Below are 16,366 nucleotides of genomic sequence, written 5' to 3'. Positions count from 1 at the left end.
CATTATCTTAAGTATACTTAGGAATTGAGATATTTGGCATTTTTGTTAACATAATAATGTTATGTTAACTGATAAAATTGAAAAAAGAACCGCCATAATGATGACAGTCCTAATTGTTATTCTATTTGTTCTTTTGGCATATCCATCTTATCCACTGCAATTTTTAAATCATCATTCTTAATGTGCGTGTAGATCATCGTTGTTTGGATAGATGAATGGCCTAATTGCCGTCTTAATTTCGGAACATCATTGATTTCAGCATGGTATCTTGTCGCAAATGAATGACGCAGCTTATGTACGGATAATGAGGGTTTACCAAATGCGGTTGCATATTTTTCAATCAGATTTTCAACAGCTCTAGCTTTTAAACTTCGTGATTTTACTTTCGGCCCCGTTGGTCCACTAACAAATAATGCCTTTTCATTTTTATCAAGATCGTATTTAACCATTCTAACTGCTAAATATTCTTGGAGGTCAGCCATAGCCACTTGACTGAAATAAACGAATTGTTCTTTATTTCCTTTGCGAATAACTCTGACACAGAATTTTTTAAAATCGATATCATCTAATTCAATACCAACTAATTCTGAAAGGCGAAGACCCGATCCAAGGATTAAGGACACAATGGCTGTATCACGTTCCTTATTCAATTGATAAAAGTTTACTAACTTTTTATTGTCTTTAATTAAATCACCGTAATCATTGGCAACAAAAAGACGAAACTTCTCGTATTCATCACCAAGGAGAATTTTACCCTCCATCTTCGTTGCCTTCGTTTCCATACTGTCTTTTACTTCATTAAACTCGATTTTCGCCATAACATTACGATTCAAATACGGCTTTAAGTCTGGTGTTTCAGCAATATTTTGCAAATAATTAAATAGTGATTTTAGTGCCGATAATTTCCGATTAACGGTTAGCTCTTTATTACTTAATTGATAATGGAGATAGTTTAAGAAACTTTCAATCTCTAAAACGGTCATTTGCTCCAGTCGTTCCAATGGAATATCTTTAATGGTGCCTGACACCAATTGTTCGTTAATCATCCAGTTAAAAAAGATCTTATAGTCATGACAATAATTGAATAAGGATGCCGTCGAAAGCTTACGTAATTTATGATTGATGTATTCGTCAACATACCAAGGAAGTTCGTTAAGGATCGTTTGTAGTTTTTGAAATTGTTGCTGCTTATTTTGATTTACCATAAAATCACCCCACTTCTATATTTTACTAAAATGAGTTAATTGCGTCAAATTTATATTTTACGCAGTTATGTAAAAGGAGGATTAGGAAACCCCTCCTGGAGTTATGATCTTTGTGACACAAACTTTGATACTATATGGCTTTTTGTTGCATTGTTTGTGTCACACGGTTTTTCAAGTAACTCCTCACAGTATTATGATAGTATGTTGTTCAAATCTGCAAGAACATCAGCGGTCCTATATTCTTCCTGGTATCCTCAAATTTAAAATGAAACAAAAAAAGCGATCTTTTCTTGTAAAGAATCGCCTTCTATTATAGACATGCTTATATATTAATCACCAGATGTTTTCTGCGGTACACGCTTAATACCATCCCAATTAGAAGTGAATTTAAGACTGTTGGTGTCAGTCCGTAGCTAATAAACGGTAGTGACATTGAAATAATTGGAAATAACCCTAGGATCATACCGATATTGTAGACAAATTGGATAGAAAGTAATGCACATACTCCAAGAGTTAATTGTTTACCTATTCGGTCTTTTATTTGTGCTGAGACAACTATTAGTCTATACGTAAGCAACAATACTAAAACGAAAAGCAATCCAGATAGAACCCACCCATAAAAATAAGTGATATTAGCAAATGCCATATCGGGTGTCATGATGCCAATATATTTCGGTGGCACTTTATTTCCGAACCATCCACCATCAGTAATTAAATCTTTTAATACTAAGTAGGCATAACCTTCATTTATTGGGTAGTCATCAGGATTGAAAAAGGCACGTAACCTAATCTTCTGGTAACTCTCAACGGTAAACCAAAAAATGGTGAAACAGGTAAGAAAAGCACCTGAACAAACCCCTATGGTTGTAAAGATCGACTTCTTACTAAAGGAACTACAACAAAATAAAGCTAATACCAAAACAGAATAAACAATAGCTGCAGAAATGCTTGGTAATCCCAAAAACAATAGCACGGAGATTAAGTAAACACCTATAATTACGAACGGTTTCTGTTTTTCCTTTGAAAAATAGTAAGCCCAAAACACTAAAAATAAAGGCAAAAGTGAACTCCCGCTAATGGTAATTCCAAAGATGTGAATATAAGAAACTCCATTAATCACCTGATTAGGGATAAAGTTAAGTGCGAGTAATAAACTTAATGCCGCAATAAGAAAAAGCCAACCAAATCTCATTATTCTTCTATAGTCAATCAGCATAACGGATATTGCAACGATAATCCCTAATGCAATATATATCATTTGTTTTAAAAATAAATTGTCTGAATAACGATCTTGCACATTTAAAGTTGGGAGAATTCCCATTAAGATAATGATGATAAATAAACCAAAAAGTTTCCAATCAAACTTTGGACGATACAGTTTATTAAAGTGTGCTCCTATTTCTTTAGGGCTCCCCATATTTTTTATCGCTTTTTCTTCTGCTTCGTCTTCATTAGACCCCTTTGACACTAGTTCCAACTTGGACAATTTTATATGATATCCTAACTCTTTGTAAACCACTTCCTTAGCTTCTTTTGTTTTTATGTATTGCAAGACTTCAGCTAAAAAATGTTCTTTAAGATTACTCACGTTTATCACCTCTCAAATATCTCTTTTAATAGGTAAGCTTTACTTTCACAATCGTTTTCAAGGGTTTTTAATAATTTTAATCCTTTGCTGCTAATCTGATAGTATTTAATGTCTGGTGCCTCCCAATTAGAATTCAAGTAACCTTTGTGTTCGAATTTATGTAAAGATGTATAGAGGAAGCCCTCTCCCTTTTCAAATGTTTCAATCCCTCTGGCACGGATCAGTCTACTTAATTCAAAACCAGTACGCTTTTGCTTCAATAACTGAAATATTGCTAATATAAAATCTTCTTCAGAAGTTTTAGGCAGGTGATTAATTTTTAGTCTTATCTCTCTTTTATGTTCCTCGGTAAAGTCTAAATCCTGTAGTACTGTCCTTTTCAAAATGTTTTTAAGATTTTTCAAACGGTCTTCCATTTTTATACCTCCAAGCAATCTTTTAAGATTTCTTTTGCTCGCTTTAACCTAGTCTTAATCGTATTCTGATTCATACCTGTTAGGTAAGACACTTCCTTTATTGAAAGTTCCTCGAAATAATATAAATAAATGACTTCCCTATATGTATCTGGTAAACTCATTACCGCTTTTGCTAATTGTTGGTCTTCATATCTCTGAATCACTTGGTTTTCCACTTCTTTTTCTCGACTGGGTGTTTGTTTTGCTTGTTCCTCAGAGATAACGATATGGTTATGGTGCCAGCTTTTTAAATAATCCTTGCAATGGTTGATGGCAATTCGCCATAACCAAGTCTTTAAAGAGGACTTTCTTTGATATTGGTCCAATCTTTGATAACATTTTACAAATACCTCTTGGGTAAGGTCCTCTGCAACCTCCCTGTTCCTAACGTATGAATAGGCAAGTTGTAGTAACGACTGGCCGTAGTTATCCATTAATTGATCTAATAATTTCTCTCTGTCATTTACTATAAGGTCTTCAATGATACTCTCTTCCAACGTGATCTGCTCCCTTCACCTAAATAGACGATTCTAAAACAAATAAGGTTTTTCAGAATTTGTAAAATAACATAAACAAAGGAAATTTCAACCACTCAAGACCAATTCTAAATTCTTTCAGATTCTCCTCCAACTGAAGATTTATTAGTTGCAAGTTTCGAATAGGTAAAGGGCTGCTCAATTTTTGGCAGCCCTTTACTTGATAGATTTTTCAATCATCCTTTATTAATATAAAATTCTATGTAGCTCTTTTTCATTAATTGGCAGCCTGACTGCTAAATCTTTCGTTCGTAAAACACAGCAATCAAATAGAATTGTGTTCCCTTTTTAAACTCTTTAAAATTATTTTTAGCTTATATATCTTTATTTTACTAGGTGGCTTCCCCCATAAACTTTATTAAATCAGTCCTGTAAAAAAACAATGTATTATATTCTTCCATTATAAAGGAAAATAATCATCCTTTGTTAAATAATTTTGATCTGATAATGCTACATGAAAAAACGCCGACTGGTTTAAATAACCAATCGGCGTGCCTTGGAACCTAATGAGCTATAACATTTGTATTCTCTCGCACCATTTCAATAAAATACTTCAAAATTCTATGATCCTCTGTTAATTCCGGATGAAAGGAACATCCTAAGAATTGACCTTCCCGCGCTAAAACAATACGCTCTTCATGTTTTGCCAGAATTTCAACATTCTCACCTGCAGCCACGATATGAGGTGCCCGGATGAAAACAGCAGGTATATCCTCTCCTACTCCACTGATGGGCATCTCGACTTCAAAACTATCCACTTGGCGACCAAATGAATTCCGTTCGACCACGATGTCCATCACGCCTAGATGTGGCGTATCATAGCCAACGATTTCTTTAGCTAGTAAAATCAGTCCAGCACATGTTCCAAACATCGGAACTCCCTCGGCGGCGAGAGCACGAATGGGTTCAAGTAACTCGTATCGGTCCAGCAGTTTCCGCATTGTTGTACTTTCTCCGCCAGGCAGTATAAGACCATTCAATTCTTTTAGATCTTTAGCTGATTTTACTGAAATGGCCCTGCAACCAAGCTCTTCAATTTGTCTTATATGTTCTCTGACTGCACCTTGTAATGCAAGTACCCCAATTTTCAGCATCTTACCAACCACGTTCCTGCATACGGTCTTTTGCATCTAGCGCGGAAATTTCAATACCTTTCATCGGTGTCCCTAGCTCTTTTGAAATTTCGGCAATTAGTTTATAATCTCGGTAGTTTGTAGTTGCTTCTACAATGGCACGGGCAAATTTTTCTGGATTATCGGATTTGAAAATACCTGATCCGACAAATACACCATCAGCTCCAAGTTCCATCATTAAAGCGGCATCCGCAGGTGTCGCCACCCCGCCGGCAGCAAAATTGACAACAGGCAGCCTTCCCAATTTTTTAATTTCTAGCAATAATTCAAATGGTGCCCCTAAATTTTTTGCTTCCGTCATTAATTCATCCGTATTCATACCGACAACGCGTCTTACTTGTGCATTCACTTTACGAATATGACGAACCGCCTCGACAATATTACCAGTTCCAGGTTCCCCTTTTGTCCGTAACATGGAGGCTCCTTCGCCAATGCGACGTGCAGCTTCCCCTAAATCGCGGCATCCGCAAACAAAAGGTACGGTATAGTCGCTTTTTAATAAATGGTACTCCTCATCCGCAGGTGTTAATACTTCACTTTCATCTATGTAATCGACGCCCATTGCTTCCAATACACGTGCTTCGACAATGTGGCCGATGCGTGCTTTTGCCATTACAGGAATGGTGACAGCGTTCATTACTTCTTCCATAATCCGAGGATCTGCCATCCTGGCAACGCCCCCAGCTGCGCGAATATCGGATGGTACCCGCTCCAACGCCATAACCGCAACTGCACCTGAAGCTTCAGCTATTTTTGCTTGCTCGGCATTAATGACATCCATAATAACGCCGCCTTTTTGCATTTCAGCCATTCCTCGTTTTACTCTTTCAGTTCCTACTAGTTTCATAAAATAACCTCCATTCATTTGATAATTACTAGTATAATAGAAGTTGACTACATGAAAAGGTTCAGTTTTATAAAAAACAATGTGGTCAGTTGGGGGAAATTGCGAATGGATATGCTCATGTTTAAGTTGGATAATGGTACAGAAAAACCATTGTATGAACAGCTTTATAATGGGATCAAAGATGCCATTATCCAAAAACAAATTGAAGTGGGAACCAAATTGCCATCGAAGAAAAAATTAGCAGAATTCTTAAATATAAGCCAAACTACCATTGAAATTGCCTATTCCCAGCTCGTGGCAGAAGGCTATGTGGCATCCAAACCCCGCATCGGTTTTTTCGTGGAAGAGATCGATGAATTACCCTATATTGAAAAAGAACTTCTTAACATGCCTGTAGGAAAGGTCGAGAAAAAAATCGTTCAATTTGACTTCCATCCCGGAAAAATTGATGCAGACTCCTTCCCTTTTTCACTTTGGCGTAAATATGCAAAAAATATATATGATAGCAGTTCAAAAGAGTTGCTGGAAACTGGGGACCCGCAAGGAGAATTCGTATTAAGAGTGGAAATTGCCAAATATCTTTATCAATCGAGGGGAATTGTTTGCAACCCTGAACAGATTGTCATTGGTTCGGGCACGGAACAGCTGCTTCCCATGATTCTAAGGTTACTTGGAGATGATTTAAAATTTGCACTTGAAAATCCTGGGTATTCGGCCATACCTAAAATACAAATACAAAATAGAGCCATCCCTATTCCAGTGGATGAAAATGGTTTAATCGTGGATGAACTGGAAAAAACAGAGGCCAATATTGTTTACATTACTCCTTCCCACCAATTCCCTACGGGTGCGGTCCTATCGGCAACACGAAGAACACAGCTATTAAACTGGGCAGCAAAAGATAAAAGCCGCTACATCATTGAAGACGATTATGATAGCGAGTTTCGTTATATTGGAAAACCTATACCCGCCTTACAAGGGTTAGATCAAAACGAAAAAGTAATTTATTTAAGCACGTTTACCAAATCATTAATGCCTTCTTTACGTGTTGCTTATTTTGTCTTACCTTCAAACTTAATGCAAAAATATAAAGAGACATTCAGTTTTTACTCATCAACTGTACCAAGATTCGATCAGCATATACTAGCTGATTTTATGAGAGATGGCTATTTTTCCAAACACTTAAACAGGATGCGGAGAATTTATCGGAAAAAACATGAAAAATTAACCCGGATATTAGAAACATTTTATCCGGAAGTCATTATTACAGGAGACCTGGCCGGAATGCACATTTTAATTTCCGTCCCCTTATCCAAAAGGGAAGATCAGTTAAAACACATCGCGGCAAAGAACCATATTGCCATCTATCCATTAAGCGATTATCTGTTAAGTCCCATTGACTATCCATATCCAACTTTTTTATTTGGCTTCGGAGGCATTCCCTTGGACCAAATTGAAAAAGGCATACACCAATTAATGCAATGTTGGAACTATAAAGGCTATGATGATTCATTGCCTCGTTAATTCACCAAATAGGAGCTGCCAACACTACTGGTAGCTCCTTTCATCGTTAGAGTATATCAGGATATGTTCAAAAGCTAGCCAATTGGGAAGTCTATTACTTCCCATCTATAAGTATTTTTATTTCTTTTATTTGATCTATGTGTCGTTGCTCATGTAAATATAATAATTCTATCCATTGATTTAGAGGTAATTCACCAAAGCGAGGATGTTTCGCTGATTTATCTGCCAATATTGCCGTATCTTCTACCTTACTAAGGACAGCCATCAACTTATTTCTGGAATCATTCAGCAAATCAATTATTTGTTGGACTTCAAATGGTTCTACAGATGGATTAACTATTTCTGGTGCCTCCAATTTTTTCGTCCTATCCAATACAGAATGTAGTTCTTTACGTTCTTTTTTATTACCGTCTATTCTGTTTAGTCCAAAAGCAATAGCATGTGCAGACGCTTTTTCTACCAAGACCAAATGATGACAAACTTGGGCTATACTCCACCCATTATTGTCAGTCCTATTATTAAAATTATCATAACCTAATAATGAAATTTCGTTTACTAGTTTTTTTCTCGTTTCACTGAGATTGTCATTTTCTATGCTACTCACGATTTTTCTCCCTTCACTTGGAAATAAATACTTAGATTCCTCTTCTGTTATATTCACCGTATTGAAAAATTATTCGAAGAGTTGTTTCTTCTATAATTAAGAAAAAAACTTGCTCCAATATGGTAGCAAGTTTTTTTAGATTGTGTAGTTATTTGTTGCAAGAACCATATCAAGAAATAGTGAACAAATTGTTAACTATGATGCAGGTCATAGATTTAAATACCGGAACGGGTATACTTTTATAAAGTAAAGATATCATAGGAGGTTCTAACATGGGACGATATGAACAACAAAGGAGTTTCTTAAAGTCTAATTTTCTTGAATTTAAACAAATTAGAACAGATAAAATAAAGGGTCTGCCAAAACCGCCAATTGTTAAACCCTATGCCTCTTCGTCAACTGTAATTGATTTGCCAGAAGTTAGTCAAAAAGTTGTAAAAAGAGAAAATATATATGATTGCATTAAGGATCGAAGAAGTACAAGATTTTATTCTGAAGATTGTTTAAGTCTTGAGGAGTTATCCTATCTATTATGGGCTACCCAAGGTATAACTGCCACCAACAAGGCTGGACTTACACTGCGAACAGTACCATGCAGTGGTGCAACACATACTTTTGAAACCTATCTTTTCATTATGCGAGTAGAAGGAATTCCACAAGGAATCTACAGATATCTTCCGGTTGAACACAAACTCTTATTTATGTTTGAATTAGATGAGTTAGATAACAAAATTGATGCCATTACTCTAGATCAACCTTTTGTACCTAATTTCGCTAAAAGGGCTGCCGTGGTGTTTGCATGGAGTTCCATTCCATACCGTTCTGAATGGAAGTATGATATTTCAGCACATAAAAAAATCCTGATTGATATTGGTCATGTTTCTCAAAACCTTTATTTAGCAAGTGAATCTATTGATGCCGGAGCTTGTGCGATTGGTATCTATGATCAAAAGCTGATCGATGAGGTATTAGGTTTAGACGGCGATGAAGAATTTGTTCTTTTCCTTGGTGCGGTTGGAAAAAAACGAAAATGATGTATTATTTATTTCAAGATTAAAAGTTTTATAACCTGTAACAATTACCCCGTGGAGTATATCAAATCTATTGTAAAATAAAATAGTAGTAAAAAAATTTTACCTCCGGAGGGACCTTCAATGAAGAAAAAAATTGTTACGAGTACTTTTACCCTAGTCTTATTACTTGGATTGGGAACTGGAGTTATGGCAGCAACTAATAAAATTGATTGCAAAGTGGGAGATTTTAAAGAAATGATCCCTATGATGCAAGAGAAATATCCTGATTTAAGTGATAAACAATTAAAAGAGGTGCACAAAGATTGTGTAGCTAAAATGAAAAAAGAAACAGGTACGGATTGTAAGATTAATAAGTAAGCTAAAAAACATTCTAAGCGCTATAAGGTGCTTAGAATGGTTTTTATTAACTGTTAACTCCCTATTCAATTACCAAAATTAAAAACTCGTATCCCGTTTTTATAGCCTCAGCCAAACCCTAAATTCCCATATTCATTTTTACTACTGAAATAATCTTACCAAAGCTTCTCCCCTCATTAGCAATTAAAATGGCAACCAGTGTTATTTTGCTATTTTGTCCATATTTACTACCTACCCACCTTTACCCTGTAGGGTATAATTAAAATGATTCGGTAGAAATAACTTTTACAAAAGACATTTTGGATTAGGGTGGTTAGATAATGAAAAAAAGTGCTGTATTATTAGTTTTACTTTTAGTCCTTGGCCTTTCTGCATGCAGTATGGAAGGATACAGGAATGTAACAGCAGATGAAGCCAAAGAATTAATCGACAAAAAGGAAGTAGTGGTATTAGATGTCCGTACGGCAGAAGAATACCAGGGTGGACATATCCCAAATGCAACCCTAATTCCACTTCAAGAATTAGAAAATAGAATGAAAGAATTAGACCCTTCTGCAACCTATTTAGTAGTCTGCCGTAGTGGAAATCGTTCCGCCCAAGCAAGTGAAATTCTAACAACAAATAGTTTTAAATCTATTTATAATATGACTGGTGGAATGAATACTTGGGGATATGAAATAGAATAGTAAGGTTGTCCGAAAGGCAAAACCCATCATGTACCCTGTGATGGGTTTTTTTTGTTAAATAATTGGTTATTAATCAGTGCGAATAAAAATAAATTTAGGCATATTCAAAAACCGACAATGTTCGACGATAACATTTAGTAGAATAGTTGTATAAATTACAATTTTGCAATAAAACTGTAATTTATGACATAAATATATTGAAGAAAATGAAATATTAATAGCTAGAATTTCATCAGGTGTAGGAGGAAACTTTATGGAAAGCCCAGCAGAAATTAAAGAAATGGACAAAAAACACGAGAATTCAGTAAAGTGGTACGCGAACTGGAGGTTTATTACCGGAGGTCTCCTCTTTACTATCATCCTCTTGATTGCAGCAGTCTGGTACTATCAAGCAACCCATTTTAATTCACAAATCAAAATTAATGGGATAAAGGTCGGTGGAATGAACGCTGATCAAGCACTTAAGAAATTAAAAACAACTACATTGAAAAATATCGTCTATGTCGGAAATCAACAAGTTTTCGATGGAAAAGATACCATGATGGGATTTATGGAAAATGACCTGCCCCAAATCAAGAAAAAATTAAAGGACCAGTATACGTTTTTACCCTCTTCAAAAGCTAATAATTATTCCTTAATGCCCCGTAAACAGGATCATTATCGAAACCAGACATTGAAAAAGCAGGTGGAAGAAAAGCTGTTAGCCATGAATAAAAGTTTAAAAGTGCCAAAAGATGCGGTGGTTCGTTTGAAACAAGGCAAAATTGTAGTCACTAACAGCATTAGCGGAGAGCAATATGATGTTCCTAGTCTTTTAGTGGACTACGACAAACACGAATATATTAGTGAAATCCAGCTCAATCCAGTATACATACAGCCCATTAAAGAAGACAGCGAGTTTGTAAAAAATCAACAAAAAAAGCTGGAAGAATTTCTTGTGCAGACCGTCGATTATAAGGTGCAGAATAAGGTTTTTACATTAAAAGCGGGCGAATTAATTAAAAATGCATCTATTTCAAAAGATTCACAGATTAAGATTGATGATAAGGGTAATTTTAAGAAAAAGATTGCTGAAATAAACCAATCTCAATCCACATTATACAAGGATATGTCATTCAGGACCCATTCAGGATCGATGATTTCGGTTAAAGCTAGAGGTTATGGCTGGGCCATAAATGTGGATAAAGAAATTCCCCGTATTATGAAAGCTTTTGAAAGTGGGAAGAAATCGGTTTCCGCCTCTAATATATACGGAAATGGGTGGAATGGTGAAGGTTACGGATATGACGCTGTCAAAAACAATGGGATTGGTGATACGTATGCTGAAGTCTCCATAGCAAAGCAGCGAATTTGGATTTACAAAAATGGGAAATTAGTCGTGACAACAAGTGTGGTTACTGGCAATCAAGGTACCCACCATGATACAACACCAGGAGTATGGTATGTCCTTTATAAGCAAACCCCTGCCGTCCTAACGGGCAGAGAAAACGGAAAGATTACGTATCAGACACCTGTTAATTACTGGGTCCCTTTTACGAATGGTGGTCAGGGATTCCACGATGCCAACTGGAGGTCAAGTTTTGGTGGTAATATCTATCGCAGCAATGGATCGCATGGCTGTGTTAACACCCCGCCAAGTGTTATGAAATCTGTGTATGACAATCTCAGCAGCTATGACCCAGTGGTCGTTTATTGATGCATTGGTAGACCTTCAGAGCAGCCCTAGAACTTGTAATCCTATAAAAAAGGAGAAGGACATACATATATAGTGTATCTCCTTCTCCTTTTTGAATGGATAGGGTGCAATGGACCGGTAGTTAAACTCGTAGCACTATAAATTGTCCCCCTCCGAGTAAACTCCTAACATAATCTATTTTCACATGATCAAAATAAACCTTATCTCTTTCATTTACCAAAAACTCTATTCCATCTTGTTCTGTTATTTCATCCATATCTAATGCTGACTCCTCCAGAGTCAGACGAAGCTGTGGACCCCCTCAGCCAATTCCCATCTCTAAACGGATTAGGGGTTTTTTGCCTTCATTGATAATATCTTGAACTTCATTTTTTATTTTTACTATTGCAGCCTGTGTAATTTTAATCATCTTAATTCCTCCCTATAGGTTTTTTATACAAAGTGTAACGAACCAAAGTAAACCTTTGTTGTCTATAAAAGCTAATTAATTTTATAAAATACCAATCCATGTTTTGACTGCTGTTACAAAAATTAAAATCCCCATTATAATTTGCAATACCCTGGGGTTCACTCTTTTTCCTAAATTGGCGCCTATTGGTGAAGCAATTAAACTAGCTGCAACCATAATGATCGAGGGTAGAATAGCCACTTGCCCTGTTGAAATTTTCCCAGAAACCGCTCCTATGGATGAAATAAGTGTAATGGCTAAGGATGAGGCAATGGTCATTCTTGTCGGTATCTTTAACACCGTTAGCATAATTGGCACCAATAGGAATGCTCCTCCAGCACCAACGATCCCAGCACCAATCCCGACAATGAAAGCAAATAGCGCTGCAAGCCACTTGTTAAATTTAACTTGGTCTAAAGGAATAGTATCAATTCCTTTTTTCGGAATAAACATCATAATGACAGCAATCAATGCTAAAATTCCGTAAACAATATTAATTCCGCTTTCCGGCAAATGTGTAGAGCCAAATCCACCGATAAAGCTTCCAATCAAAATACTTATTCCCATATAGGCAATAAGTTTTTTATTTAAGAATCCACCTTTCCGGTAAACCAGAACACCACCAATTGTCGAAAAGAAAACTTGGATGGCAGTAATTCCTGAAACCTCATGTGCTGTAAAATGACCTACCCCTAGTATAACTGGAATGTACAATAACATGGGGAAATTAATGATTGCACCACCAATACCTAACATCCCTGAAATAAATGACCCAACAAAACCAATTAGGAAGATCGTAATGATAAAGCTAATAGCCATGGTATCCTCCCCCCTTAAAAAAAAGGAACCTTTACTAGTTCCCTAAATTTTTAATTTTTTTAGTCATAAAGTTATCGAACAGCACAGCGGTTTGGGCCGATTTCCATTTCTCGCTGTTGATCAATGTCGGGATTGATTTTTCCCATGTTGGTTTGACGAATTTCTTGATATGCATTAGGCTGGGGCGGCAGGTTTTCTGTTACCATTTTTCTGAATTCACTCTCGTCTTCGATATTTAGACCATGATTTTCTTCAATTAATGTTCCTAATTTTTGAGCCACACTGCCATCATCATTTAACTCATCAATTATCATAAAGTGGGCTGGAAGCACAATGAGCTCTTCTGATAATTCTCTGTAACGTTTATAAAGTGTCTCGCGTAAATCTCCAACCCAGTCTTCCGCCATCCCTGCGAGATCCGGTCTTCCGATGGAATCAATGAATACAATATCGCCTGAAAGCAAGAACTTTTCATCTACAACAAATGAAGTGGAACCAATCGTGTGACCTGGAGAATACAATGCGTGAATATTAATAATAGTGTTTCCGATTTTTACGTCATTTCCATCTTCTAATGGTTGGAAATCAAAGGTGACTTCTGTTGCATCCTTTGGTGGAAGCCAATAAGTTGCACCTGTTTTTTCAGCCAATGTACGTCCACCAGAAATATGGTCCGCATGAAGGTGTGTATCAAATACGTGTGTAATTTTTGCGCCGATTCCTTCCGCAAAATCAAGATAGCTATCAGTCATACGTGTTGCATCAATCAGTGCTGCCTCATCGTTTGATACTACCATATAAGATAAGCAGCCTTTACCAATTCGAACAAATTGATAAATTTCACCGCCATCATTTAGGTCGCCCACTTTAACCGGTTCTAAATGTTCACTCCATTCTTTCATCCCACCTTTTAAGTATGACACGTTTAACCCCGCATCTGAAAGCATATCTGCCACCATGACAGATGAACCTTCCTTAGCACAAACCACCAATACTTCTCGATCGGCAGGAATTTTGTCAAGGATTTCATCCACACCATCAAGCAGTTCAAAATAAGGGACATTTAAATAGTCAAATTTCTCACCTTCAATTTTCCAATCGTTAAAATCACTCTCATTTCTAACATCTAGAATAAATAACTCTTCATTATTAAAAACTTTTTGTGTTACTTCTTTTGAAGTCATTACATTTAAAGGCATTCTTTATTTACCCCCTATGGTATTATAATCATTAAAAAAATATGCTAATTAAAAAGTTAAGGTAACATCCGCATCCTTGGCGAACTCTAAAAAGGTGACAGCACCGCCTACTTCAATTCAATCAACAAAATTTTCTATTTCTAATCCCATGACATCCATAGTCATTTGACATCCGATAAATTGAACACCCATTTCTTGAGCCATTGCAGATAGTTCTGGAATGGAAGGTACATTTGCTTTTGCAAAGCCATCAGCAAAATGCTCTTTCCCCTCTGGCATTGGAAGCTGTTTGGAAGCTTCTCTATGGATTAAGTTTAAACCTTCAAATGTGAAGAAGATAGCTACTTCTTGATCAGTTGCTGCTGCCGCTGTTGCGATATTAAATACTTTGTATGCATCAAATAATCCACCATTACTTGCAATAATTGCTACTCTCTTAGTCATTGTTTTTTCCTCCAGATAGTCTTATTTATTGTTAATACCCGTTGTTTTACCATTCCAACCAATCATTCCTGGTACAACATTAATGACGTTAGCAAAACCATTATCCGATAATTTTTGGGCAGCAAGATCGCTACGGTTCCCTGTACGACAAACCACGATAATTTCTTCCTGTTTATTAAATTCATTTATTCTATCTTCCAATACACCCAATGGTATGGAGATTGCACTCGGAATATGGTTAAAAGCATATTCTGCAGATTCTCTAACATCGATTATGACGATGTTTTCAGTTGCTGCAATTTTTTTCTCAAGGTCTTCATTATTGATAACATTTGGGTGTTTCTTTTCAGTTGCTTCGTCGTTAGAAGATTTGCGAAGATAATGCTTCAATACTCCGCCTTCTTCAATTGTTCCCAAATATTGATGGCCCGTACTTTCAGCCCATGCCTTCATGTCCGCTTTGGATCCTTTGTCTGTCGCTTGAACTTCTAACACTTGTCCTTCCTCCAGGTTATTCATTGCTTTTTTTGTCCTAACAATCGGCATCGGACAAGCTAATCCTTTGGCATCTAAAATCACATTTGATTTTAAGTTTTCCATTTTAAAATCCTCCTTAATACCTATAAGGGTATTGTTTTTCTTTAAAAAAATTATTCCACTTTACCTTCCCAAGCAAGCATTCCACCAGCCATGTTGATTACATTAAATCCATAACTTTCAAGAAATTGCGCAGCACGACCACTTCTGCCTCCTGAACGGCATACGATAATATACTCTTTTGATTTATCTAATTCATGCATGCGGAACTCAACTAATCCTAATCGAATGTTTACAGCACCTGGGATTTTGCCAGCTGCAACTTCGTCCACTTCACGTACGTCTATGATATTTAATTTCTTTTCACCGTTTAATAATATTTCAACCTCTTTTGCTGTCATTTGTTTCATTTTATATTTCTCCTTCTGTTTTATAAGGGGAATCCCCATTTTGTTTTAAATAAACAGATTGACATTACCTTCCTCTGCATCTCCTAAGTAAGCAGCAACTCCTGCAAATTCAATGGATTCTAATAACTCTTCCTCTTTAAGACCTAACAAATCCATTGTCATGGTACATGCTACTAGTTTTACATCCTGTTCCAGTGCCATTTCAATTAATTGCGGCAGAGGAATTGCGTTATGCTTTTTCATAATATCCTTAATCATTTTAGGGCCGAATCCGGCAAAGTTCATTTTGGACAGCCCCATTTTATCAGCGCCTCTTGGCATCATTTTGCCAAACAATTTCTCCATAAATCCTTTTTTCACCAGGACCTTTTCCTCTTTGCGAAGGGCATTTAATCCCCAAAATGTATGAAAAATGGTTACTTCATGGTCATAAGCAGCTGCACCATTCGCAATGATATAGGCTGCCATTGCTTTATCGTAATCACCACTAAATAATACAATTGTCGTCTTTTTCTTTTCTGTCATGTTTTGTCCTCCTGAAGAAATAATACCTATACAGGTATTACTAAAATTAAAAAAATTTATCCTTTTTTAATCCAAAACTTTAAGATACTATTTTCTTCTTCATGTTTCAGCAATTCATGACCACCTGATTTAGCCCAAGCTGCAAGATCATTCTTAGCGCCTTTATCTGTTGTATGAATCTCTAAAACTTGACCTGATTCAAGTTCATTCATCGCTTTCTTTGTTTTAACAATTGGCATTGGGCAAGCTAAACCTTTTGCATCAACTACTTTTGTACTATTCATTATTGTATTCCTCCCTTTAGAAAATAATTACCATT

At 36.3% G+C, this 16,366-nt stretch carries 19 protein-coding genes and 1 pseudogene; 5 read left to right on the top strand and 15 right to left on the bottom strand.

Features of this window, described 5'->3' with window-relative positions; translation table 11 throughout:
* Positions 1-116: 116 nt before the first annotated feature.
* The 6 genes from xerS to pdxS form a co-directional block, all read right to left on the bottom strand.
* Positions 117-1,205 carry a tyrosine recombinase XerS gene (gene xerS / locus RCG22_RS02935; protein WP_308105648.1) on the bottom strand — a complete coding sequence of 363 codons (1,089 nt, stop codon included), beginning with the start codon at positions 1,203-1,205 and terminating at the stop codon, positions 117-119.
* Positions 1,206-1,527: 322 nt separating this feature from the next.
* Positions 1,528-2,793 (bottom strand): FtsW/RodA/SpoVE family cell cycle protein, encoded by a 1,266-nt coding sequence (locus tag RCG22_RS02930; protein ID WP_308105647.1) that lies wholly within the window; start codon positions 2,791-2,793, stop codon positions 1,528-1,530.
* A gap of 5 nt (positions 2,794-2,798) precedes the next feature.
* Positions 2,799-3,209 carry a PadR family transcriptional regulator gene (locus RCG22_RS02925; protein WP_308105646.1) on the bottom strand — a complete coding sequence of 137 codons (411 nt, stop codon included), beginning with the start codon at positions 3,207-3,209 and terminating at the stop codon, positions 2,799-2,801.
* Positions 3,210-3,211: 2 nt separating this feature from the next.
* On the bottom strand, positions 3,212-3,745 hold the full coding sequence (locus tag RCG22_RS02920; protein ID WP_308105645.1) for a sigma-70 family RNA polymerase sigma factor: 534 nt from the start codon (positions 3,743-3,745) through the stop codon (positions 3,212-3,214).
* Positions 3,746-4,287: 542 nt separating this feature from the next.
* Positions 4,288-4,878, bottom strand: coding sequence for a pyridoxal 5'-phosphate synthase glutaminase subunit PdxT (gene pdxT / locus RCG22_RS02915; RefSeq protein WP_308105644.1), 591 nt, complete (start codon positions 4,876-4,878; stop codon positions 4,288-4,290).
* A gap of 1 nt (position 4,879) precedes the next feature.
* Positions 4,880-5,764, bottom strand: coding sequence for a pyridoxal 5'-phosphate synthase lyase subunit PdxS (gene pdxS, locus RCG22_RS02910; RefSeq protein ID WP_098260585.1), 885 nt, complete (start codon positions 5,762-5,764; stop codon positions 4,880-4,882).
* 105 nt (positions 5,765-5,869) lie between these two features.
* On the opposite strand from pdxS, the gene pdxR reads away from it, so the two are divergent.
* Entirely contained in the window at positions 5,870-7,288 is a 1,419-nt protein-coding gene (gene pdxR / locus RCG22_RS02905) for a MocR-like pyridoxine biosynthesis transcription factor PdxR (RefSeq protein WP_308105643.1), read from the top strand.
* A 94-nt stretch (positions 7,289-7,382) separates the two neighbouring features.
* Here pdxR and RCG22_RS02900 read toward each other — a convergent pair whose 3' ends face one another.
* Positions 7,383-7,892, bottom strand: a complete 510-nt coding sequence (locus RCG22_RS02900) for a DinB family protein (protein WP_308107073.1) — start codon at positions 7,890-7,892, stop codon at positions 7,383-7,385.
* Positions 7,893-8,164: 272 nt separating this feature from the next.
* Here RCG22_RS02900 and RCG22_RS02895 point away from each other — a divergent pair, with 272 nt between their 5' ends.
* The 4 genes from RCG22_RS02895 to RCG22_RS02880 all read left to right on the top strand — a co-directional run bounded on the left by RCG22_RS02895 (position 8,165) and on the right by RCG22_RS02880 (position 11,665).
* Complete coding sequence (locus RCG22_RS02895) at positions 8,165-8,926, top strand: SagB/ThcOx family dehydrogenase (protein ID WP_308105642.1); 762 nt, start codon at positions 8,165-8,167, stop codon at positions 8,924-8,926.
* Positions 8,927-9,046: 120 nt separating this feature from the next.
* Entirely contained in the window at positions 9,047-9,283 is a 237-nt protein-coding gene (locus RCG22_RS02890) for a hypothetical protein (protein WP_308105641.1), read from the top strand.
* Positions 9,284-9,603: 320 nt separating this feature from the next.
* Positions 9,604-9,969: a rhodanese-like domain-containing protein gene (locus RCG22_RS02885; RefSeq protein ID WP_308105640.1), complete on the top strand. Its 366-nt coding sequence runs from the start codon at positions 9,604-9,606 to the stop codon at positions 9,967-9,969.
* A gap of 253 nt (positions 9,970-10,222) precedes the next feature.
* Positions 10,223-11,665 (top strand): L,D-transpeptidase family protein, encoded by a 1,443-nt coding sequence (locus RCG22_RS02880; protein ID WP_308105639.1) that lies wholly within the window; start codon positions 10,223-10,225, stop codon positions 11,663-11,665.
* Positions 11,666-11,786: 121 nt separating this feature from the next.
* Here the strand turns inward: RCG22_RS02880 and RCG22_RS02875 are convergent, their stop codons facing one another.
* From RCG22_RS02875 to RCG22_RS02840, 8 genes and pseudogenes are all read right to left on the bottom strand, one after another.
* A complete protein-coding gene (locus RCG22_RS02875; protein ID WP_286137789.1) occupies positions 11,787-11,921 on the bottom strand; it encodes a hypothetical protein in 135 nt (44 codons plus the stop codon).
* A gap of 234 nt (positions 11,922-12,155) precedes the next feature.
* Positions 12,156-12,932 (bottom strand): sulfite exporter TauE/SafE family protein, encoded by a 777-nt coding sequence (locus RCG22_RS02870; RefSeq protein WP_308105638.1) that lies wholly within the window; start codon positions 12,930-12,932, stop codon positions 12,156-12,158.
* Positions 12,933-13,003: 71 nt separating this feature from the next.
* Entirely contained in the window at positions 13,004-14,131 is a 1,128-nt protein-coding gene (locus tag RCG22_RS02865) for an MBL fold metallo-hydrolase (RefSeq protein WP_308105637.1), read from the bottom strand.
* A gap of 48 nt (positions 14,132-14,179) precedes the next feature.
* Positions 14,180-14,575, bottom strand: a pseudogene (locus tag RCG22_RS02860) (DsrE/DsrF/DrsH-like family protein).
* A gap of 21 nt (positions 14,576-14,596) precedes the next feature.
* A complete protein-coding gene (locus tag RCG22_RS02855) occupies positions 14,597-15,175 on the bottom strand; it encodes a sulfurtransferase TusA family protein (RefSeq protein WP_308105636.1) in 579 nt (192 codons plus the stop codon).
* Positions 15,176-15,225: 50 nt separating this feature from the next.
* Positions 15,226-15,522, bottom strand: a complete 297-nt coding sequence (locus RCG22_RS02850) for a rhodanese-like domain-containing protein (protein WP_308105635.1) — start codon at positions 15,520-15,522, stop codon at positions 15,226-15,228.
* 45 nt (positions 15,523-15,567) lie between these two features.
* Entirely contained in the window at positions 15,568-16,047 is a 480-nt protein-coding gene (locus RCG22_RS02845; protein WP_308105634.1) for a DsrE/DsrF/DrsH-like family protein, read from the bottom strand.
* A gap of 56 nt (positions 16,048-16,103) precedes the next feature.
* Positions 16,104-16,331, bottom strand: coding sequence for a sulfurtransferase TusA family protein (locus tag RCG22_RS02840; protein ID WP_098260570.1), 228 nt, complete (start codon positions 16,329-16,331; stop codon positions 16,104-16,106).
* Between the last annotated feature and the right edge of the window lie 35 nt (positions 16,332-16,366).

Source organism: Neobacillus nitrireducens, assembly GCF_030915405.1.
In the GTDB taxonomy this organism is placed as follows: Bacteria; Bacillota; Bacilli; order Bacillales; family Cytobacillaceae; genus Neobacillus.
Note: the sequence above shows the minus strand (reverse complement) of the source record. Positions and strands in the feature narration are given on the sequence as shown.

Coding starts and splice junctions, on each gene's coding strand:
- xerS (WP_308105648.1), bottom strand. CDS start 1,205: ATGGTAAATCAAAATAAGCAGCAACAATTTCAAAAACTACAAACGATC.
- RCG22_RS02925 (WP_308105646.1), bottom strand. CDS start 3,209: ATGGAAGACCGTTTGAAAAATCTTAAAAACATTTTGAAAAGGACAGTA.
- pdxT (WP_308105644.1), bottom strand. CDS start 4,878: ATGCTGAAAATTGGGGTACTTGCATTACAAGGTGCAGTCAGAGAACAT.
- pdxS (WP_098260585.1), bottom strand. CDS start 5,764: ATGAAACTAGTAGGAACTGAAAGAGTAAAACGAGGAATGGCTGAAATG.
- pdxR (WP_308105643.1), top strand. CDS start 5,870: ATGGATATGCTCATGTTTAAGTTGGATAATGGTACAGAAAAACCATTG.
- RCG22_RS02895 (WP_308105642.1), top strand. CDS start 8,165: ATGGGACGATATGAACAACAAAGGAGTTTCTTAAAGTCTAATTTTCTT.
- RCG22_RS02890 (WP_308105641.1), top strand. CDS start 9,047: ATGAAGAAAAAAATTGTTACGAGTACTTTTACCCTAGTCTTATTACTT.
- RCG22_RS02885 (WP_308105640.1), top strand. CDS start 9,604: ATGAAAAAAAGTGCTGTATTATTAGTTTTACTTTTAGTCCTTGGCCTT.
- RCG22_RS02880 (WP_308105639.1), top strand. CDS start 10,223: ATGGAAAGCCCAGCAGAAATTAAAGAAATGGACAAAAAACACGAGAAT.
- RCG22_RS02875 (WP_286137789.1), bottom strand. CDS start 11,921: ATGGATGAAATAACAGAACAAGATGGAATAGAGTTTTTGGTAAATGAA.
- RCG22_RS02870 (WP_308105638.1), bottom strand. CDS start 12,932: ATGGCTATTAGCTTTATCATTACGATCTTCCTAATTGGTTTTGTTGGG.
- RCG22_RS02865 (WP_308105637.1), bottom strand. CDS start 14,131: ATGCCTTTAAATGTAATGACTTCAAAAGAAGTAACACAAAAAGTTTTT.
- RCG22_RS02855 (WP_308105636.1), bottom strand. CDS start 15,175: ATGGAAAACTTAAAATCAAATGTGATTTTAGATGCCAAAGGATTAGCT.
- RCG22_RS02850 (WP_308105635.1), bottom strand. CDS start 15,522: ATGAAACAAATGACAGCAAAAGAGGTTGAAATATTATTAAACGGTGAA.
- RCG22_RS02845 (WP_308105634.1), bottom strand. CDS start 16,047: ATGACAGAAAAGAAAAAGACGACAATTGTATTATTTAGTGGTGATTAC.
- RCG22_RS02840 (WP_098260570.1), bottom strand. CDS start 16,331: ATGAATAGTACAAAAGTAGTTGATGCAAAAGGTTTAGCTTGCCCAATG.